We start from the raw sequence: 20037 nt of genomic DNA, 5'->3' as shown, positions 1-20037 counted from the left end.
CGCGGTCGTCGGGCTAGCCGCGCGATGCCGGGGGAGTCAGAGGCGGTTGTCGAGGGTGGCGATGTCGTTGCGGGCGGCGTCGGCGGGGATGCGGCTCTTGGCGGACGCGTCGCCGTAGAGCGACCAGCGCAGGAAGTTGACAGTGGTGTCCGAGACCACCCGCAGCGCGGCCCCGTCGCTGAGCAGCGCCCGGCCGTGGTCGCCCTTCGGCAGGCTCAGCATCGCCTTCGGCCAGGGCACCTTGTCGTAGACGGCCTTGCCGGCGGCGTACCCGACCACCTCGTCGGCCTCGCCGTGCACGAAGAGCTGCGGGGCGGCGGCGCCCGCGAACGCGGTGCCGACGCCGAGCGCCGTGCCGGCGAAGACGACCCCGGCGTCCAGGCGCTCGTCCCGCCGGGCGGTGAACAGGCCGATGGTGGTGACCCCACCCGCGGAGTGCCCGGCCGCCGCCACCCGGTCGGCGGCCAGCCGGCCGCGCAGCGGGTCACCGGCCCTGGCGTCGAGGGCGAGCACCTTGGTCAGCACGTACGACACGTCGGCCGGCTGGTTGAGCACGTCGAGCGCGTTGCCGTCGCCGCCCCGCGAGGTGTGCGGGAAGGTCGGCGCGGCCACCACGAACCCGGCCGCCGCCCAGCGGGTCAACAGCGTCTGGTAGTCGGCCGGCCGGGCGTTCAACCCGTGGCTGAACATGACGACGGGAAACTTCCCGCCGGCGGCGTCCGCCGACCGCTCCGGCTGCCCACCGGCCTTCCCGGCTGCCGGGTACCACAGGGTCACCGGCAGGGGTCGCGTCCCGTCGCGGTTCAGCTTGAGCTGGCGTACGCCGACGGCGAAGGCCCTGTCAGGCGCGGTGCCGGCGGGCACCCGCGGCGCCGGGATGGCGCCCTGCCCGGGTGCGGCGGTGGCCTGGGTTGGTGGCGTCGGGGCCGTCACCTGCGGGCCAGCCGCCTGCGGGGCCGGCCCGGTGTCGCCGGAGCAGCCGGCCACCGCAACGGTGAGTAGTGCGGTGGTGAGCAGGGCGGAGGCGACACGACGTGGCATGCGACTGATTCTGCCCCCCGGCGGGCTCCCGCCCGCAGGGTACCGGCACCCTGTCCCGTCGGTCGCCGACGCACTGCGTGCGCCCGACTGCTGCCCGGCTGCCTCCGGCTGCGTCCGCTGGTCGGGCTTCACCGTGGGCGCGTCCGCTGCGTCCGCTGGTCCGGCTGCGCGTGGGCGTGTCCGCTGGCCCGGCTGCTGTCCGGCTGCGCCGACAACGTCCGGTGATCAGGACCCCATGGACGTTGTCCGGCCGTTTTAGGGTCCATGGCGTCCTGATCACCATTGACCCGTACCCCGTCTGGCCGGGCGAGCGTCAACCGATCACGGCTGCTTCTCGCAGACGCCGGTGGGGCGGAGGCGGGCCAGGTCGGCGGCGTCCTTTGCCCGCCGGGGCCGGTCCGGCATCCAGACGGGGAACATCTTCTTGAACTCGATCTGGGCGGCCACCGAGATCATCGGCACGGTCAGCGGGCCGATCCGACCGGGCGGGCCGCCCAGCATCCCGCCCGGCAGCGCCGTGCCCGCCCAGTCGCCCGCGCCCACCACCACGCGACCCGCCCCATCCCGGGCGAGGTACGCGACGCTCATCTCGACGTCCGCGCGGACCAGGTCGAGCTGCACGTCGACGGGCATCGCCGGGTCGGGCCGCCAGCCGTGCGCGCGAAGGAGGCCACCCAGCCGGCCGGCGTCGGCCCGCCAGCAGTACCAGTCGACGTCCACGTGGGGCCTCGTCACCTCGCCCAGGTGGAAGTCCATCGCCCAGCCGCCGCGCAGCCACACCTCGATGCCGGCCGCGGAGGCCAGCCGGGCCAGCTCGGCGATGCTGTCCAGTTGCCGACTCGCGAGACCGTCCACGGCCGGCACCCTAGCCGGGTGGCTATCGCCGCGCCACACAGTTGTCCGTTGCGCGTGGGCCGCCCTCGCGCACGTCCCGGCGATCCCCTTGGACAGCGGGCAGACCGCGATCCGGCCCTTCGCCGGGCGCTACGGTCAGTAACAGATGTTTCGGCCCTCGTGGCCGAGCTGCGGCACCGCCAACGGTCACAGCACTGTCACCAGGGCATTCTGCGAGCGACCGTGCCCGAGGGAGGTGAGCCCTCGGCGCCCTTTGCTCTGCATCCCCATACGCAACGGGCACCCTCGGTCACCGGTGCGCATGGGGATGCAGAGCAAAGCGTCCGCAGGGCGGCCCGGCCCGGCCCGGCCCGGCCCGGCTCGGCTCGGCCCGGCTCGGCCCGGCTCGGCCCGGCTCGGTCTGGCTCGGCCGGGTCCTGGCCTCGGTGGGGTCGGTCACCTGGCGCTATGCGGGAGCGCGGCCGAACTGGTCGGCGGGGCGGGTCTCGAAGGTTGTCACGCCGGGGTGGCGGGCGTCACCGGGCAGGCGGCGGCCGGCGGCCTGGTCGCCGTAGAGCGTCCAGCGGAGGAAGTCGACGGTGGTGGCGAGAACCTGGCCGAAGCCCGGCAGTCCGGGGTTCAGGTACTCGCCGTGGCCCTGGCCGAGCAGGCTCAGGAAGGCGGCCGGGCCGGTCGTGCGGTGGTATGCGGCGCGGCCGACGGTCGCCGGCACGATCCGGTCCGCCGTGCCGTGCACGAACAGCAGCGGTGCCGGCGGCCCGGCGAAGCTGCCGGCCGTCCCGCCGCCCGCGATCACGATGCCGGCGCGCAGCCGCCCCGAGCGTCCCGAGGTGAACATGCCGGCCGTGGTGAAGCCGCCCGCCGAGTGGCCGGCGGCGGCGACCCGGGCGACGTCGAGGTGTCCGGCGAGCGGGTCGCCGCCCCGGGTGTCGAGCCGCACCAGGTGCCGGATCAGCCGCCACCCGTCGGCCGGCTGGTGGCGTACGTCGGCCCGGTCGAACCGGGTGGCGCCGCGTCGGGTGTGCGGGTAGGCCGGCGCCGCCACCACGAACCCGGCGGCGGCCCAGCGGGCGGTCAGCCCGGCGTGCAGCTCGGGCAGGCTGTGCAGCCCGTGGCTGTAGATCACCACGGGGAACCGCCCGGCGGCCACCGCACCGCCGACGGACGGGTACCAGACGGTCACCGGCAGGGGACGCGCCGAGGCGGGGTCGAGGGTGAACGTACGCATGCCGACGGCGTAGGTCGTCCCGGGCGCCGGGCGGGCCGGCGGCGGTCCGCCGGGGGCGGCGGTGGCCGTCGGGGCGCAGCCGACCAGCAGAGCCGTCATCAGTACGGCGACCAGCCGCTTGATCCACACGAGTCAACGGTAGGTGCCCGGGGACCCGGATCGTCCCCGCCGTCCGGGCGGGACGCCCCGCCACCCGGCCGGATCGTCTCCACCGGCCGGCTCGACCGTGCCCGCCGCCCACCGGGCCGGACCCCAGACGGCCTCCATCCACGCGCCGGGCCGGCGGTGCGGCGGTCCGGACCCGCGCCGGGCGGCCGGGCGGCGGCCCGCACCCGCGCCGGGGCGGTCAGCGCGTGGTGCGTGCCCGTGTCGGGCGGGTCAGCTCGTGGCCTGCACCACCGCGCGGGTCTGGAGGGCGATCTCGCGCTCCTCGTCGGTGCCGACGACGCAGACCGTGACCTCAGCGCCCGTCGGCGAGATGACCCGGTCGCCGGTGGCGGCGTTGCGCTCCGGGTCCACGGCGATGCCGAGCCTTTCCAGGCCGGCCAGGGCAGCGGCGCGCACCGGCGCGGCGTGCTCGCCGACGCCGGCGGTGAAGGTGACCGCGTCGACCCGACCGAGCAGGGCGTAGTACGCCCCGACGTAGCCGGTGATGCGCCGGCAGTAGACGTCGAAGGCCAGTGCTGCTGCCGGGTCGCCGTCCGTGCGGCGGGTGAGCACCTCGCGCATGTCGTTGGCGCCGGTCAGTCCGAGCAGGCCGCTGCGGTGGTTGAGCAGGTCGTCGATCTCGTCGACGGAGAGCCCGCCCTCCCGGCGCAGGTGGAAGATCACGGTCGGGTCCAGGTCGCCGCTGCGGGTGCCCATCACCAGGCCCTCCAGGGGGGACATCCCCATCGAGGTCGCCACGCTCCGGCCGCCGGCCACCGCGCAGGCGCTCGCGCCGTTGCCGAGGTGCAGGGTGATCGTGTTCACCTGCGCGTACGGGCGGTCGAGCAGCTCGGCGGTGCGCCGCGACACGTACGCGTGGGAGGTGCCGTGGAAGCCGTAGCGGCGGATGCCGTACCGCTCGGCGGTGTCCCGCTCGATGGCGTAGGTGGCGGCGGCCTCGGGCAGGGTGTGATGGAACGCCGTGTCGAAGACGGCGACCTGCGGCACGTCCGGCAGGGCCGCCCGGGTGACCTCGATGCCCGCCAGGTTGGCGGGGTTGTGCAGCGGTGCGAGCGGGATCAGATCGCGGATCGCGGTCAGTACCGCGTCGTCGATGAGCACCGGCTCGCCGAACCGTTTCCCGCCGTGCACCACCCGGTGCCCGACGGCGGTCAGGCCGGTCAGGTCGAGGGTGTCGAGGATGCCCCGGACGGCCGTCTCGTGGTCGGCCGGGCCGCCGCCGGCCTCGCCGACCCGCTCCACGGTGCCCTTGTCGACCACCCGGTCGCCGTCGAAGAGCCGGAACTTCACCGACGACGACCCGCAGTTGAGGACGAGGACGCGGCCCGCCGGCGGGTCCTGGGTGGCGGCGGCACCGCCGGGCGGCGCGGTCATGACGGCTCCTCGCTGGTCGCGGCCTGGATGGCGGTGATCGCCACGGTGTTGACGATGTCGGCCACGGTGGCACCCCGGGACAGGTCGTTCACCGGTCGACGCAGGCCCTGCATGACCGGGCCGACGGCCACCGCCCGCGCGGAACGCTGCACCGCCTTGTACGTGTTGTTGCCGGTGTTCAGGTCCGGGAAGATGAAGACCGTGGCGCGGCCGGCGACCTCGCTGCCGGGCAGTTTCGTCGCCGCCACCGCCGGGTCGATGGCCGCGTCGTACTGGATGGGGCCCTCGACGAGCAGTTCGGGCCGGCGCTCGCGGACCAGCTTGGTGGCCGCCGCGACCTTCTCCACGTCGGCGCCCGCCCCGGAACTGCCGGTGGAGTAGGAGAGCATGGCGACCCGCGGTTCGATGCCGAAGCGGGCCGCGGTGTCCGCCGAGGAGATGGCGATGTCGGCGAGCTGGGCGGCGTCCGGGTCGGGGTTGACCGCGCAGTCGCCGTAGACGAGCACCCGGTCGGCGAGCAGCATGAAGAAGACGCTGGAGGAGACCGAGACGCCCGGTACGGTCCGGATGATCTCGAAGGCGGGACGGATGGTGGCGGCGGTGGTGTGGGTGGCGCCGGAGACCATCCCGTCGGCGTGTCCCGTCTGCACCATCAGGGTGCCGAAGTAGTTCGGCTGCGCGACGATGTCGTGGGCCACCTCGAGGGTGACGCCCCGGTGGGCGCGCAGCTTCGCGTACGTGGCGGCGAACTCGTCGCGCCACTCGCTGGCGACGGGGTCGACGACCTGCGCGCCACCGATGTCGATGCCCAGCTCCCGGGTGCGCCGGGCGATGTCGTCGGGGCGGCCGAGCAGGGTGATGTCGGCGACGCCCCGGCGCAGCAGGATCTCGGTGGCCCGCAGGATCCGTTCCTCCGCCCCCTCGGGCAGCACGAGCCGCCGGCGTCGGGTCCGGGCGCGGTCGATGAGGTCGTACTCGAACATCATCGGGGTGACCCGCTCGGAGCGGCTGACCCGCAGCCGGCGGGCCAGGTCGTCGGTGTCGACGCAGCGCTCGAACGCGCCGAGCGCGGCCTCCACCTTGCGCGGGTTGGCCGCGCTGGGTCGCCCCTCGATGCGGCTGGACGCGGCGACCGTGTGGTAGCTGTCGCCGGGTACGGAGATCACCGCGAGCCCGGTGTTGAGCCCCTCCACCAGTCGCATGGCCCGCGGGTCCGGCTGCTCGCCGAGGGTCAGCACCAGCCCGGAGACCGAGACCTGCCCCGCCACGTGCGCGGCGCTCGCCGCCACCAGCAGGTCGGCCCGGTCGCCGGGGGTGATCACCAGGGCGCCCTCGGTGAGGTGGTCGAGCAGCGTCGGTACGTGCGCCGCCCCCACCACGTAGTCGAGCACGTCGCGGCTGAGCGCGTCGTCGTCGCCGGCGAGCAGCGTGCCGCCGAGGGCCGCGGCCACCTCGGCCACCGTCGGCGCCGACACGCTCGGCACCTCCGGGATGGCGTACGTGGGCACGGGCAGTTCGGGCATCGTCATCGGGCCGGGCACCCGGTTGGCGATGACCGCCAGCACCGTCGCGCCCAGGTCCTCCAGATCGTGGTACGCCCCGCGTGCCGCCGCCGCGATGGCCGCCGGGTCCTGCCCGAAGCCGTCGATGACGGGCACCACGACGCTGCCGAACTCGGTGGCCAGCCGGGCGTTGAAGGCGAGTTCGCGGGGGCCGGCCCCGTCGCCGCCGTCGGCGAAGTCGCTGCCCACCACGACCACGGCGGGGCAGCGCCGCTCGACCTCCCGGTAGCGTTCCACGATGCCGCCGACGAGTTCCTCGCGCCGCCCGTCGGCGACCAGCGCGGTCGCCTCGGCGTAGCTGGTGCCGCTCAGGTCGGCCAACGGCAGGTCGATCCGGTAGCGCTCGCTGAGCAGGGCGAGGATCGGGTCGGGTTGGTGCCCGCGGACCAGCGGCCGGAACACGCCGATCCGCTCGACCTGCCGGGACAACAGTTCCGCGAGTCCGAGGGCGATTGTCGACTTGCCGCCGCCGGATCCCACGCTGGTCAGGTACACACTGCGCGCCACGCACCCACCCTAGAAGATCGCCGTGGACCGGACCCGGGTCCTTCGCCCCATTCTGTGATCATGAGAGCGTCGTCACGGCGCGTGCCGGTCGGGCCGGCGGGCGTTTTCGTGGTCGACGGGGTGGGTGGGCCTACTCGTCGTCTTCGTCGTCGAGGCGGGCCAGCCAGGTGGCGAAGCGCTCGATGGGGGTCTCGAAATCGGGGTTCAGGTCGACGAAGTCGCGCAGCCGTTCCCCGAGCCACTCGACGCTGACGGACTCCTCGCCGCGCCGCTGCACCAGCTCCTCGATCCCGCGGTCCGTGAAGTACATGCTGTCTGTTCCTCGCTCGTGTGTGTGGTGGGCCGGCCTGGTCGTGCGGGCCGGGGCGACGCCGGGTGGGCCGGGGCGGGTGGGGTGGATGCCGAGCGGGGCAGAGCCGTCGTGGCGACGGTCCCTGCCCCGCTCGGTGGTGCGGTGCTCAGGTCACGGGCGGGGCAGGGCCGCCTCGACCAGCGCGGCCTGCTCGACCTCGTGCGTCTTCGCCGAGCCGCCCGCCGGGGCGGCGGCGGCCGGGCGGGAGATCCGGCGCAGCCGGACCTCCGACAGGTGCTCCAGCAGGTTGAGTGCGACGAACGACCAGGCGCCCTGGTTGGCCGGCTCCTCCTGCACCCAGGCGAAGTCCTCGGCGTTCGGGTACGCCGCGAGGGCGGCCCGGATCTCCTCGACCGGCATCGGGTAGAGCTGCTCGATCCGGATGATCGCGGTGTCGGTGACGCCGCGGTCGTTGCGGGCCTGGAAGAGGTCGTAGTAGACCTTGCCCGAGCAGAGCAGCACCCGCTTCACCTGCTCCGGCGCCGGGGCGCCCGAGTCGGGCAGCACCGGCTGGAAGGTGCCGGTGGTGAAGTCCTCGACCGGGGAGACGCAGAGCTTGTGCCGCAGCAGCGACTTCGGCGTGAACACCACCAGCGGCTTGCGCTTCGGCGAGAGGGCCTGGCGGCGCAGCAGGTGGAAGTAGTTCGCCGGGGTGGTGGGGATGGACACCCGCATGTTGTCCTCGGCGCACATCTGCAGGAACCGTTCCGGGCGGCCGGAGGTGTGGTCCGGGCCCTGGCCCTCGTGGCCGTGCGGCAGCAGCAGGGTGACGGCGGAGCGCTGGCCCCACTTCACCTCGCCGGAGGAGATGAACTCGTCGATCACGAGCTGGGCGCCGTTGACGAAGTCACCGAACTGCGCCTCCCAGCAGACCAGCGCGTCGATGTTCTCCACCGAGTAGCCGTACTCGAAGCCCATCGCCGCGTACTCGCTGAGCAGGGAGTCGTGCACGAAGAACCGGGACCGTTCGCCGTCGCCGGTCAGCGACTGCAACGGCAGGTGGTCCTCGCCGGTGCGGGCGTCGACCACGGAGGCGTGCCGCTGCACGAAGGTGCCCCGGCGGGAGTCCTGACCGGCGAGCCGGACGGTGACCCCGTCGTTGAGCAGCGAGCCGAACGCGATGATCTCGCCGAAGCCCCAGTCGATGTTGCCCTCGACGGACATCTTGGCCCGCCGGTCGAGTAGCTGCTGGATGCGCTTGTGCGGGGTGAAGCCCTCGGGCAGGGCGACGTGCGCCTCGCCGATGGCCCGGACGACGGCGGCGTCGGTGGCGGTGTCGACCCGCGGCTCCGGCTCGTCCTCCCGCTTGGGGCGGCTGAGCTGCCGCGGCGTGGTGGCCGCGTCCCGGGTGGCCTTGAAGACCCGTTCGAGCTGCGACTGGTAGTCGCGCAGCAGCTCTTCCGCGTCCTCCACGGTGATGTCGCCGCGCCCGATCAGCTCCTCGGTGTAGAGCTTGCGGACCGACCGCTTCGAGTCGATGATCTTGTACATCTGGGGGTTGGACATCGACGGGTCGTCGCCCTCGTTGTGCCCGCGCCGGCGGTAGCAGACCATGTCGATGACGACGTCCTTGTTGAACGCCTGCCGGTATTCGAAGGCCAGCCGGGCGACCCGGACGACGGCTTCGGGGTCGTCGCCGTTGACGTGGAAGATGGGCGCCTGGATCATCCGGGCCACGTCGGTGCTGTAGAGGCTGGAGCGGCTGTATTCCGGGGCGGTGGTGAAGCCGACCTGGTTGTTGACCACGACGTGGACGGTGCCGCCGGTGCGGTAGCCGCGTAGCTGCGAGAGGTTGAGCGTCTCGGCGACCACGCCCTGGCCGGCGAAGGCGGCGTCACCGTGCACCGACAGCGGCAGCACGGTGTAGCCCTCGAGCTTGAGGTCGATCCGGTCCTGCTTGGCGCGGACGATGCCCTCCAGCACCGGGTCCACGGCCTCCAGGTGCGACGGGTTCGCCACGACCGAGACCTTGACCGCGTGACCACCGTCGGGCGTGCTGAACTTGCCGTTCTGGCCCAGGTGGTATTTCACGTCGCCGGAGCCCTGGGTGGAACGCGGGTCCAGGTGCCCCTCGAACTCCGAGAAGATCTTCTCGTACGGCTTGCCGACGATGTTGGCCAGCACGTTGAGCCGGCCCCGGTGGGCCATGCCGATGACGACCTCGTCCAGCCCGCCCTCGGCGGAGGACTCCAGCACCTCGCCGAGCAGCGGGATCAGCGACTCGCCGCCCTCCAGCGAGAAGCGCTTCTGCCCGACGTACTTGGTCTGGAGGAAGGTCTCGAACGCCTCGGCGGCGTTGAGCCGGTTGAGCACGTGCTTCTGCTCGTCGGGCGTCGGTTTCTCGTACTTGCGCTCGATCCGTTCCTGGATCCAGCGCCGCTCCTCCGGGTCCTGGATGTGCATGTACTCGATGCCGACGCGGCGGCAGTACGAGTCGCGCAGGACGCCGAGGATGTCGCGCAGCTTCATCCGCTGCTTGCCGGCGAAGCCGTTGACCGGGAACTCGCGGTCGAGGTCCCAGAGGGTCAGCCCGTGCTGGAGCACGTCGAGGTCGGGGTGCTTGCGGATGGTGAACTCGAGCGGGTCGGTGTCGGCCATCAGGTGCCCGCGCACCCGGTACGCGTGGATCAGCTCGTGCACCCGGGCGGTCTTGTTGATCTGACCCTCGTTGTTGACCGCGACGTCGCGTACCCAGCGCACCGGCTCGTAGGGGATGCGCAGCGCGGTGAAGATCTGGTCGTAGAAGGCGTGCTCACCGAGGAGCAGCTCGTGCATGACCTTGAGGAACTCCCCGGACTGGGCGCCCTGGATGATCCGGTGGTCGTACGTGCTGGTGATGGTGATGACCTTGCTGACGGCCAGCTCGGCCAGGGTCGCCTCGGACATGCCCTGGTAGGGGGCCGGGTATTCCATCGCGCCGACGCCGATGATGGCGCTCTGCCCCTGCATGAGCCGCGGGATCGAGTGCACGGTGCCGATGCCGCCGGGGTTGGTGAGCGAGATCGTGGTGCCGGAGTAGTCGTCCATGGTCAGCTCGTTGCGGCGAGCCCGCCGGACCACGTCCTCGTACGCCTGCCAGAACTGCCGGAAGTCCATCCGCTCGCAGCCCTTGATGGAGGGGACCACCAGGTTGCGGCTGCCGTCGGGCTTGACCAGGTCGATCGCGATGCCGAGGTTGACGTGCTCGGGCCGGACCATGGCCGGCTTGCCGTCGACCTGGGCGAAGGAGTTGTTCATCTCCGGGTGGGCGACCAGCGCGCGGACCATCGCGTACCCGATGAGGTGGGTGAAGCTGACCTTGCCGCCGCGCCCACGGGTGAGGTGGTTGTTGATCACGATGCGGTTGTCGACCAGCAGCTTGGCCGGGACGGCCCGCACGCTGGTGGCGGTCGGCACGGCCAACGAGGCGTCCATGTTCTGGACGATCTTCGCCGCCACGCCGCGCAGCGGGGTGCTCTGTGGGCCGGCGGCGGTGGGCTTGGTCTCCGGGGCCCTGGCGGGGGCCGCCTTCGCGGGGGCCGGCTTGGCCTTGGCGGCGGGCTTCTCGGCCTTGGCTTCCGGTTTCCTGCCGGCCGGCTTCGGCGCCTGGGCGACAGCGGCGGCGGCCTCCTGCTGGCCGGCGGGTTCCGGCTCGGCGGTGGGCTTCGGCTCGGCGGTGGGCTTCGGGGCCTGCTCAGCTCCGCGCGGCTTGCCGGCGCCGGGCGCCGGGCGGTAGTCGGCGAAGAAGTCGTGCCAGGCCGAATCGACGCTGGTGGGGTCGGCGAGGTAGCGCTGGTACATCTCCTCGACGATCCACTCGTTCGGACCGAAACCCGCCAGGGGGTTCTCCTGCGAAGTCTGCTGGGTCGACACGGCCGGTAATCGCCTCTTTCACGCGGGTTTGTGTGTCACGCGGTGTCCGGTGACGCCCAGCCTGCGAGCGCACACGAGACGACTCCCAGGCTACGCCGTGCGGATGCCACAGGCATTTCCGCCTCCGACCCGTGGCCGGTTTCACAGAAGATGCCATAACTCCGCCAAACGCGGCGGGCGCGCCCCGGCCGCTGGTAAGGCCCGGTGCGCGGCGGCCCGTCCGCGCCGGGCGGGGGAGGTGCGGGCACCACCCCCGCCCGGCGCGCGGGACACGCCGGCAGGACACGCCCCGCGTGGACGTGGACGTGTCAGGAGATGTCGCGCCGCCGGGTGATCAGGACGCCGGCCACCCCGCTCACCACCGCGTAGCCGATCAGCACGAGCGCGCCGACCCACCACGCCGGGGTGAAGTCCGTCTGTCCCTCGCTGACCATCACGGTCGAGGCGACGGCCGGCCAGATCACCTGCCACTTGATCACGGCCTGGCTGTCCAGGAGGTTCGCCAGCAGCACGAACAGCAGCCCCACCACCTGCGTGCCGACCAGGTAGAGCACCGCGGCGGTGATCACCGCGCCGAGCTGGTTGGTGATCAGGGTGCCGATGCCGATGCCGAGGACCGTCCAGATCGCGTACGCCAGCAGGTTGAGCAGCAGCGCCCGCTGCACGGCCCACTCGCCGAGCATGGTGCCGTGGTCGTTGGCCGACAGGAACACCGCGCCGGCGGCCAGGTCGATGAGCGTGGTGACCAGCCAGAACCCGAAGCCCAGCAGGCTGGCCGCGACCAGCTTGCTGACGATCACCGCCGTCCGCCGTGGCGTGGCGAGGAACGTGGTGGTCGCCGTCTGGTGGAAGAACTCGTTGGTGACCATCAGGATGCCGATCAGCATCACGAACATCAGGCCCAGGTACTGCCCGGAGGTGTAGAGGTTCGCGGCCTGCGCCGCCGCGGACGCGGAGTCCCCGGTGACGCCCAGCTCGTCGCCCTTGCCGCTCAACGTCTCGTTGGCCACCCAGGCGTTGAACGCGAAGGCCAGCACGATCGACAGGAACGCGGCGATGGCAAGCCACCACCACGCGCTGGTGGTGCGGATCTTGAGAAGCTCCGACCGGACGAGGTTCATCGGATGCCCGCCTTTCCGGCCGTCAGCTCCAGGAAGACCCGTTCCAGATCGGGTCGTTCCGTGGTCAGTTCGTGCAGCTCGACGCCGGCGGTCAGGGCGGCCCGGCCCACGGTCGGGGCGTCCACCCCGCCCACCAGCAGGACGCCGTGCTCGTCGGTGTCGACGGTGGCCGGCCCGTCCTTCAGGGCGGCGCGCAGCGCGTCGGCCTGCGGGGTGCGGACCCGTACCCGCACGCCCTGCGCCATCGAGCCGATCACCTGCTCGACCGTGCCCTGCCGGACGAGCTGCCCGGCCGCGATGATCACCACGTCGTCGGCGAGGAGCTGCATCTCCGAGAGCAGGTGGCTGGAGACCAGCACCGTGCGGCCCTCGTGCGCGAGGTTCTTGAGGAACCCGCGCATCCACCGGATGCCCTCCGGGTCGAGCCCGTTGGCGGGCTCGTCGAGGACCAACACGCGGGGGTCGCCGAGCATCGCGGCGGCGATGCCGAGCCGCTGCTTCATGCCCAGCGAGTAGCCCTTGAACTTGCGCTTCGCCGCCGGGGTCAGCCCGACCAGCGCCAGCACCTCCTCGGCGCGCTGCTTCGGCAGCCCGGCCGCCGCGGCGATCACCCGCAGGTGGTTGATGCCCGTGCGGCCCTTGTGCGCGCTGGACGCCTCCAGCACGGCGCCGACGTGCCGCAGCGGGTCGGGCAGGTCGGCGTAGCGCCGCCCGCCGATGGTGGCCACGCCGTTGGTCGGCGTGACCAGACCCAGCAGCATCCGCAGCGTGGTGGTCTTGCCGGCGCCGTTGGGCCCGAGGAAGCCGGTCACCCGCCCCGGTCGGACGGTGAACGACAGGTCGTTGACGGCCCGGACGTTCTTGTATTGCTTCGTGAGGCCGGACACCACGATCTGACCGTCATCGGTGGGGCTTCTCTGCCCGTCAGTCATTGCTCTCCTTCGTGCGGTGGCGTAGAGGTGCGCCGTGACACAGCGTGGCGGGCGGGTGCAACCAGGTCAATCAGGCGCACTTGCTAGCCGCGCCTCCGTCTCAGGCGGGAGGCCGTCATCCCCAGGGACTATCCGGTGCCGTCCGCGACGGCGATCCAGGTCGCGCGGGCCCAGGCCAGCAGCGTGCCGTCCGGGGCGTACAGGCTGGTGTGCACGAGGGCCTTGCGGCCCTCGCCGCCGACCGCGACGCCGGTCACCACGCACTCGTCGCCCGGCTGCGGCAGCGCCGCGACCACCGCCGCGATCCGGCCGAGGACGTATGGCCGGCCGGGGGCGATCACCGCCCAGCCGCCGGGGCAGTCCAACGCGGCCCAGACGGTGGGTGCCGTGACGGAGCCGGGCACGCGGAACGGCGCGGCCGTCCGCCCGTCCGGCAGCCGCCCGGGGAAGATCCGCAACCCGTCGGCCCGGTCGGGGCCGCAGACGTAGCAGCCCGGGAAGGGGTGGTCGACGAGCCCGGCGTACGCCGCCGAGGCGGCCCGCGCGGCCGGCAGGCCCACCGACGGCACCACCGCGCGGGGGTCCTGCGTGGGGCGGACCTGGGCGACGACCAGCCCCTGCGGGTCGCGGACCTCGCCGTCGGCGAGAGTGAGCGGGCTCTCCAGCGGGGGCGGGCGACGCAGCGTCACCTCGACCGGCCCCGGGGTGCCGGACGCGGCGGCGAAGACCCCGGCGCTCCAGCCCCCGTTGCCCGAGCCGGGCGGCCCGTTGAAACGCGACTCAATGATCATCAGGGCCCCGATCATACGGGCGCAGCCCGGCGAGCGCGGTCTCCACCAGCGCGTCGGCGTACTCCTCGGTGAGCGGGCCGCTGCGCGTCAGCCAGCGGTTGAGCAGTGGCCCCCAGAGCAGTTCGACGGCGAGGTCGAGGTCGAGGTCGGTGCGGAGTTGCCCGGCCCGCTGGGCGCTGCGCAGCCGCTGCTTCTTCAGCTCCTTCATCGGCGCGTCGAGGCGTTCGGCGTAGCTGGCGGCCAGGGCCGGGTCGTTGAGGATCTCGATGTTGAGGGCCCGCATGGGTTCGTCGTACCGGCGGTCGTGCAGTTCGGTGACGGTGCTGCGGAGCACCAGCTTCAGGTCGGCTTCGAGGTCTCCGGTGTCGGGCAGGGCCGACTGCTCGTCCGGGCCGGTGGTGAGCATGAGGAACGCGTCGAAGAGCACGGCTCCCTTGGAGGGCCACCAGCGGTAGATCGTCTGTTTGCCGACGCCGGCCCGCGCGGCGATCCCCTCGATGCTCAGCCTGGCGTAGCCGACCTCGCCGACGAGGTCGAAGGCGGCGGTGAGGATGGCCTGCCGCGACGCCTCGCTGCGCCGGGTCGGGCCGGGGTGTCCCTGTCGCGTCGTCACGACCGAGAGCATAGCCGTCGTCCGAGACGAGACGGTCCGTCTTGACAGCGGCCCGCGCGGGCGGGAATAGTCGGTCCCGCAAGACGAGACGGACCGTCTCGTAAGCGCGGAGAGCGGAGTCCCATGACCATTGCATCCACCACCGACGGCCGGGTCTGGTTCATCACCGGGGCCAGCCGTGGGCTCGGCCGGGCCTTCGCCGAGGCGGCCCTCGCCGCCGGCGACCGCGTCGTCGCGACCGCCCGCGACCTCGCGGCCATCGAGGAACTGTCCGCCGGCCACGACGGCCGGCTGCTGGCCCTGCCGCTGGACGTCACCGACCGGACCGCGGTCGGCGCCACGGTCGCGGCGGCCGTCGCGCACTTCGGCCGGCTCGACGTCGTCGTCAACAACGCCGGAATGCTCTCCATGGGCATGATCGAGGAGTTCACCGAGGCCGAGGCGCGCGCCCAGATGGAGGTCAACTTCTTCGGCGTGCTCTGGGTGAGCCAGGCGGTCCTGCCACACCTGCGCGCCCAGGGATCCGGCCACATCGTGCAGGTCTCCAGCATCGCCGCGCTGGGCGGGTTCCCCTCCACCGGCATGTACAGCGCCAGCAAGTTCGCGCTGGAGGGGATGAGCGAGGCGCTGGCGATGGAGGCCGCGCAGTTCGGCGTGCAGGTCAGCATCGTGCAGCCCGGCGGCTACTGGACCGACCTCTACGCGAGCGCCCGCGCGACCACCCCGAGGGACGAGTACGCGCCGATGCGGGCCGAGCTGGAGAAGCAGTGGGCCGAGGGCTCGATCGACAGCGAACCCCGGCTCGCCGCCGAGGCGATGATGAAGCTGGTCGACAGCGACGACCCGCCGTTGCGGCTGCTGCTCGGCAGCATGGTCTACGACCTGGCCTTCGACATCTCCCGGCAGCGCATGGCGACCTGGGCCGGCTGGGAGCAGGTCAGCCGCGCGGCCGAGCACGCCGTGCCGGCACCGACCGCACCGGCCGGCGGGGCGGCCACGGAACGAGGCGCGCAACCCGGCACGCCGCCGGCCGCGTGACCGGCTGAGGCGGTCCGGGCGTCGCCCCGGAGCGCCGCCCGCCGCGTGACCGGCTGAGCGGTCCGGGGCAGCGGCGACGCGAAAAGGCCCCCGCGGGCGGGGGCCTTTTCTGCGTCTCGTCGCGGGAGGCGGGGTCAGCCGAGAGGGCCGACCCGCTTGGCCAGGCCGACGAACGACAGCCACGCCCGGGAGTCGAAGTGCAGGGTGCCGCCCTCGCGGTCCTTGGTGTCGCGCACCAGCACGACGCCCGGCATGTTGTCGGCCACCTCGACGCAGGACCCGCCGTTGCCGCCGGACCTCGTCGACTTCCGCCACTGCGGGGTCATCAATTCCATGACTTCGCCACTTCCTTGATCAGCTTGGTTGACTGCCGGCGGGGGAGAGCCTCGTTGCGCACGATCTCCCACGTCTTCGCCAGCCTAGCAACGTCGGCCGGCGCATCGACGATCTGCGCGTTGAGCTGGTTGTCCGCGTGGGTGATCCGGGTGCCGTCCGGCAGCTCGGCGATGATGAACTGGCCGGCCAGACCGAGATACATGCCGGCGTCGACCGGGACGACGTGGAGCTGCACGTGCTCCTGCGCCGTCACGGCGACCAGGTGGTCGAGCTGTTCGGCCATCAGCCCCGGCTGGTCGAGCACCGGCCGGCGCAGCACCGCCTCGTCGACGACGGCGATGAGCTGAGGCGGGCGCTCCCTGCCCAGGACCGCCTGACGCTCCAGTCTGGACGCCACGATGCGCTCGACCTCGTCGGCCGTGAACCGGCCGCCGGAGAGCGTGGCGCGGGCGTACCGCTCGGTCTGGAGCAGACCCGGCACGTACGCCAGCTCGAACCAGCGCAGCGTCGTCGCCTCCCGTTCGAACTCGATCCACTCCCGCAGCCAGGCCGGCGTCGCATCCAGCCGGGCCAGCTCGCGCAGCATCCGGCCGAACCGGTCACCCGTCCCGTGCTGGTCGTCGATGGCCTTCATGTACTCCCGGGTCGGCGGGCGGCCGCCCGTCTCGACCGAGCTGACGTGCGACCCGGAGTAGCCGATCGTCCCGCCGAAGTCGTCCTGGCTGAGGCCGAGTTGGGCACGGAACGTGCGCAGCTCGCCCAGCACGTAGTTGGTGGCGGTCCCCATCGGCTCCCCAATCTCTGCCCGGTTTCGCCGGCGCGTCTCCCGTGCCCGCCCAGCCAGGGCACTGACCTGCGCGGATGCGGCGAGCATGTGTCGACGGTAGTGCTGTCCTCACCAGACTGTCACCAGGCGGACCCGCTTGTTGTCGGAGCAGGACGTGGGCGGGTCCCCGCCGGGGCCGCCCCGCTTTCCCGTGGCGGGGCGGCCCACCTCGACAGCGGGGTGGGGGAGATCTGCGGCATCGACCCGACAACCGTTCCCAGGACCGACGAACCGCGAGGCGGACGGCCTCGCCCGGAGGGTGGCCTCGATGATCTCCACGCAGCTTCCGCAACCCCGGCCCGGCCCGCGCCCCGAGCGGCCCCGGCACCGCGATGCGGACCGGCCGCCGCACACGCCGCTGCGACCGCACTGGGCCTGCCGCTCGTGCGGCCAGCCGTGGCCCTGCGCGACCGCCCGGCTGCTGCTGACGGCCGAGTACGACGCCGAGCGGCACGCCCTGTCGATCTACCTCGCCGGCCTCATGTACGAGGCGATGCGCGACCTCTACCACCTCAACCCCCACGACGGGCCCAGCCCTCGGCGCATGTTCGACAGGTTCGTGGCCTGGGGTCCGTACCGCCGGGCGGTGCCCGGGCCGCCGCCGTGAGACGCCCGGGACGCCGGCCCCGCGACCGGCTTGTCACATCGCGATGTATCGCGTTGGTCTCGTCCCGTTCGACGCGCCGACGGTGTGGCGCGTCGCGGGAGCTGCGCGAGGCGACCCGGCAGACCCGGGGTCCCCGCTGGGCGACGCCCCCGGCCCCCGCCCCGGAACCCGGTCCGCCCCCGGAGTCCGGTCCATCCCCGGAGTCCGGTCCATCCCCGGAGTCCGGTCCATCCCCGGAGTCCGGTCCATCCCCGGAGTCCGGTTCGTCGTCGGGGCCCGACGCGTCGGCGCCCGCCGAGTTCGACAAGCGGCTGGCGGCCTTCGCCGTCCAGGCGGGCGCCCTCGTACGGGCCCGACCGCTCAGCGACGCGCAGCTACGCACCGCCGTCCGGCTGCTCGACGGCGCGCTCGACGATCTGCGTCGGCTGCTGCGCTGACCCCGGTCCGACCGTCGCCACACAGGTACTTTCCAGCGAGTGTCCAGCGCGGACGCAGCGAAAGCACGGATGATGGCGGCATGGCCGCTACCCAGACCGAGGCGCGACTGCTCGTCGTCGAGGACGACCCCAACATCCTCGAACTGCTCTCCGCAAGTCTGCGCTTCGCGGGCTTCGACGTGGCCACCGCGACGAGCGGCAGCGCCGCCCTCAGCGCCGCCAAGGACCACCGGCCCGACCTGGTGGTGCTCGACGTGATGCTGCCCGACCTGGACGGCTTCGAGGTCATCCGGATGCTGCGCGAGGGCGGCACCCGTACGCCGGTGGTCTTCCTCACCGCCCGCGACGCCACCGACGACAAGATCCGTGGGCTCACCCTGGGCGGGGACGACTACGTCACCAAGCCGTTCAGCCTGGAGGAGCTGACCGCCCGGATCCGGGCGGTGCTGCGGCGCACCAGCAGCGGCGAGCAGGCTCCCTCCCGGCTCACCTTCGCCGACCTGGAGCTGGACGAGGAGACCCACGAGGTGCACCGGGCCGGCCAGCGGGTGCAGCTCTCGCCGACCGAGTTCAAGCTGCTGCGCTACCTGATGCTGAACGCCAACCGGGTGCTCTCCAAGGCGCAGATCCTCGACCACGTGTGGAACTACGACTTCCGGGGCGACGACAACATCGTCGAGTCCTACATCTCGTACCTGCGCCGCAAGGTGGACAACACCCAGCCCCGACTGATCCACACGCTCCGTGGAGTCGGCTACGTGCTGCGCAAGCCGGCGGCGTGAACCCGCTCGACCAGGGCAAGGCGCGACTGCGAGGCGTACCGCTCCGGGTCAAGCTGGTCGCGTCCGTCCTCGCCCTGGTCACCGGGGCCCTGGTCGTGATCAGCGCGTCGACCACCTTCTTCCTGCGCAGCTACCTCGAGGGCCAGGTCGACGACGACCTCCGGCTCGCCGAGAGCACCCTGTCGCGGGCCGTCGACCTGGTCCTACAGGGCAAGAAGACCCAGGTCGGCCTGCCCAGCGAGTTCATCGTGCTGGCGGTCGACGTCAACGGCGTGCCCAAGGACGACTACTTCAACCCGACGATCCGCCCCGAGGACCTGCCGCCGTGGCCGACGACGGAGCAGGGCTTCGCGGACCTCGTCGGGGAGCCCTTCACGGTCCCTTCGCGCGACGGCCACAGCCGCTGGCGGATGCTCTACACCCAGCTACCCAACGGCCAGATGGGTGCGGTGGGACTGCACCTCACCGACGTGGACCTGGCCGTCAGGCGCCTGGTCTGGATCGACGTGCTGGCCGGCACCGCCGTGCTGATCCTGCTCGCCTCCATCGGCGCGGGCATCGTCCGGACCAGCCTGAAACCGCTGGTGGAGATCGAGCGCACGGCCGCCGCCATCGCCGGCGGCGATCTCACCCGGCGGGTCCCCGACCCGGAGGAGGGGCAGACCGTCCCGACCTCGGAGCTGGGGCGGCTATCCCGCGCCCTGAACGCGATGCTCACGCAGATCGAGGTGGCCTTCACCGCCCGGGCCGCGTCGGAGAGCGCCGCCCGCTACGCCGAGGCCGCCGCCCGGGACGCGGCCGGCTCCGCGCGGGCCTCCGAGGCGCGGGCCCGGCACTCCGAGGAACGGATGCGGCAGTTCGTCGCGGACGCCTCGCACGAGCTGCGTACGCCGCTGACCACCATCCGGGGCTTCGCCGAGCTCTACCGGCAGGGCGCGGCGAGCGCGCCGGAGCAGACCGCCGACCTGCTGCGCCGCATCGAGCAGGAGGCGGCCCGGATGGGGCTGCTGGTCGAGGACCTGCTGCTGCTGGCGCGGCTGGACCGGGAGCGACCGCTGGCCCTCGCGCCGGTGGAGCTGCCCGTGCTGGCCAGCGAGGCGGTCGAGGCCGCCCGCGCGGTCGCGCCGGAGCGTCGCGTCGAGCTGGAGGTCATGCCCGGCTCCGGCCCGCTGGTGGTCTACGGCGACGACGCCCGGCTGCGTCAGGTGATCGGCAACCTGATGACCAACGCCCTCACGCACACCCCGCCGGACGCCTCGGTGACCCTGCGACTGCGTACCGAGGCGGGGCACCTGGCCGTGATCGAGGTGGCGGACACCGGCCCGGGGCTCACCCCGGAGCAGGCGGAGCGGGTCTTCGAGCGCTTCTACCGGGCGGACGCGGCGCGTTCCCGGCGGGCCGGCGGCCACACCGGCACCGGGCTCGGCCTGGCCATCGTGGCGGCGCTGGTCGCCGCGCACCACGGCACCGTCGAGGCGGCCGGCACCCCGGGCGGGGGAGCGACCTTCCGGGTCCGACTTCCGCTCGTGCCGGACGTCGACGGAGATGCCTGAGTGACTTTCAGACAATATTCAGGTTAGTTCCAGGCGCATCGCAGTGCCGCGCGGCAAGGTGG

18 protein-coding genes are annotated in these 20037 nt (G+C 72.8%); 5 read left to right on the top strand and 13 right to left on the bottom strand.

Annotated features, from left to right (window positions below; translation table 11 throughout):
- Window positions 1-36: 36 nt before the first annotated feature.
- From ACQ452_RS23685 to ACQ452_RS23635, 11 genes are all read right to left on the bottom strand, one after another.
- On the bottom strand, window positions 37-1041 hold the full coding sequence (locus ACQ452_RS23685; protein WP_433387435.1) for a poly(ethylene terephthalate) hydrolase family protein: 1005 nt from the start codon (window positions 1039-1041) through the stop codon (window positions 37-39).
- A 321-nt stretch (window positions 1042-1362) separates the two neighbouring features.
- Window positions 1363-1896, bottom strand: a complete 534-nt coding sequence (locus tag ACQ452_RS23680; RefSeq protein ID WP_433387433.1) for a nucleotidyltransferase domain-containing protein — start codon at window positions 1894-1896, stop codon at window positions 1363-1365.
- A gap of 445 nt (window positions 1897-2341) precedes the next feature.
- A complete protein-coding gene (locus tag ACQ452_RS23675) occupies window positions 2342-3223 on the bottom strand; it encodes an alpha/beta hydrolase family protein (protein ID WP_433394372.1) in 882 nt (293 codons plus the stop codon).
- A gap of 279 nt (window positions 3224-3502) precedes the next feature.
- Window positions 3503-4666 (bottom strand): acetate/propionate family kinase, encoded by a 1164-nt coding sequence (locus ACQ452_RS23670; RefSeq protein ID WP_433387432.1) that lies wholly within the window; start codon window positions 4664-4666, stop codon window positions 3503-3505.
- A complete protein-coding gene (pta, locus tag ACQ452_RS23665; RefSeq protein ID WP_433387430.1) occupies window positions 4663-6735 on the bottom strand; it encodes a phosphate acetyltransferase in 2073 nt (690 codons plus the stop codon). Before pta ends, ACQ452_RS23670 begins: the two co-directional genes overlap by 4 nt.
- A gap of 130 nt (window positions 6736-6865) precedes the next feature.
- On the bottom strand, window positions 6866-7045 hold the full coding sequence (locus tag ACQ452_RS23660) for a DUF6104 family protein (protein WP_433387429.1): 180 nt from the start codon (window positions 7043-7045) through the stop codon (window positions 6866-6868).
- 153 nt (window positions 7046-7198) lie between these two features.
- Window positions 7199-10939, bottom strand: coding sequence for a multifunctional oxoglutarate decarboxylase/oxoglutarate dehydrogenase thiamine pyrophosphate-binding subunit/dihydrolipoyllysine-residue succinyltransferase subunit (locus ACQ452_RS23655; protein WP_433387427.1), 3741 nt, complete (start codon window positions 10937-10939; stop codon window positions 7199-7201).
- A gap of 308 nt (window positions 10940-11247) precedes the next feature.
- Window positions 11248-12060 (bottom strand): ABC transporter permease, encoded by an 813-nt coding sequence (locus tag ACQ452_RS23650; RefSeq protein ID WP_433387425.1) that lies wholly within the window; start codon window positions 12058-12060, stop codon window positions 11248-11250.
- Window positions 12057-12992 (bottom strand): ABC transporter ATP-binding protein, encoded by a 936-nt coding sequence (locus ACQ452_RS23645; RefSeq protein WP_433387423.1) that lies wholly within the window; start codon window positions 12990-12992, stop codon window positions 12057-12059. Before ACQ452_RS23645 ends, ACQ452_RS23650 begins: the two co-directional genes overlap by 4 nt.
- 128 nt (window positions 12993-13120) lie before the next feature.
- Window positions 13121-13783, bottom strand: coding sequence for a hypothetical protein (locus tag ACQ452_RS23640; protein WP_433387421.1), 663 nt, complete (start codon window positions 13781-13783; stop codon window positions 13121-13123).
- Window positions 13773-14396 carry a TetR/AcrR family transcriptional regulator gene (locus ACQ452_RS23635; protein ID WP_433387419.1) on the bottom strand — a complete coding sequence of 208 codons (624 nt, stop codon included), beginning with the start codon at window positions 14394-14396 and terminating at the stop codon, window positions 13773-13775. The genes ACQ452_RS23640 and ACQ452_RS23635 overlap by 11 nt, the downstream gene beginning before the upstream one ends.
- Window positions 14397-14519: 123 nt before the next feature.
- Here ACQ452_RS23635 and ACQ452_RS23630 point away from each other — a divergent pair, with 123 nt between their 5' ends.
- Window positions 14520-15434, top strand: a complete 915-nt coding sequence (locus ACQ452_RS23630) for an SDR family NAD(P)-dependent oxidoreductase (RefSeq protein WP_433387417.1) — start codon at window positions 14520-14522, stop codon at window positions 15432-15434.
- Window positions 15435-15568: 134 nt separating this feature from the next.
- Here ACQ452_RS23630 and ACQ452_RS23625 read toward each other — a convergent pair whose 3' ends face one another.
- Both ACQ452_RS23625 and ACQ452_RS23620 read right to left on the bottom strand, forming a co-directional pair.
- Window positions 15569-15769: a DUF397 domain-containing protein gene (locus ACQ452_RS23625; protein ID WP_433387415.1), complete on the bottom strand. Its 201-nt coding sequence runs from the start codon at window positions 15767-15769 to the stop codon at window positions 15569-15571.
- The gene (locus ACQ452_RS23620; protein WP_433387413.1) at window positions 15760-16557 is read right to left on the bottom strand and encodes a helix-turn-helix domain-containing protein; all 798 of its coding nucleotides are present in this window, start codon (window positions 16555-16557) and stop codon (window positions 15760-15762) included. Before ACQ452_RS23620 ends, ACQ452_RS23625 begins: the two co-directional genes overlap by 10 nt.
- A 307-nt stretch (window positions 16558-16864) precedes the next feature.
- On the opposite strand from ACQ452_RS23620, the gene ACQ452_RS23615 reads away from it, so the two are divergent.
- The 4 genes from ACQ452_RS23615 to ACQ452_RS23600 all read left to right on the top strand — a co-directional run bounded on the left by ACQ452_RS23615 (window position 16865) and on the right by ACQ452_RS23600 (window position 19975).
- Window positions 16865-17203: a hypothetical protein gene (locus ACQ452_RS23615; protein WP_433387411.1), complete on the top strand. Its 339-nt coding sequence runs from the start codon at window positions 16865-16867 to the stop codon at window positions 17201-17203.
- Between the two features lie 53 nt (window positions 17204-17256).
- The gene (locus tag ACQ452_RS23610; RefSeq protein ID WP_433387410.1) at window positions 17257-17640 is read left to right on the top strand and encodes a hypothetical protein; all 384 of its coding nucleotides are present in this window, start codon (window positions 17257-17259) and stop codon (window positions 17638-17640) included.
- Window positions 17641-17720: 80 nt separating this feature from the next.
- Window positions 17721-18422: a response regulator transcription factor gene (locus ACQ452_RS23605; RefSeq protein WP_433387408.1), complete on the top strand. Its 702-nt coding sequence runs from the start codon at window positions 17721-17723 to the stop codon at window positions 18420-18422.
- The gene (locus ACQ452_RS23600) at window positions 18419-19975 is read left to right on the top strand and encodes a sensor histidine kinase (RefSeq protein WP_433387406.1); all 1557 of its coding nucleotides are present in this window, start codon (window positions 18419-18421) and stop codon (window positions 19973-19975) included. Before ACQ452_RS23605 ends, ACQ452_RS23600 begins: the two co-directional genes overlap by 4 nt.
- Window positions 19976-20037: the final 62 nt, after the last annotated feature.

The sequence above is a fragment of the Micromonospora sp. KLBMP9576 genome, from assembly GCF_050941805.1.
In the GTDB taxonomy this organism is placed as follows: Bacteria; Actinomycetota; Actinomycetes; order Mycobacteriales; family Micromonosporaceae; genus Micromonospora.
This window is presented reverse-complemented; position numbering and strand designations above follow the sequence as displayed.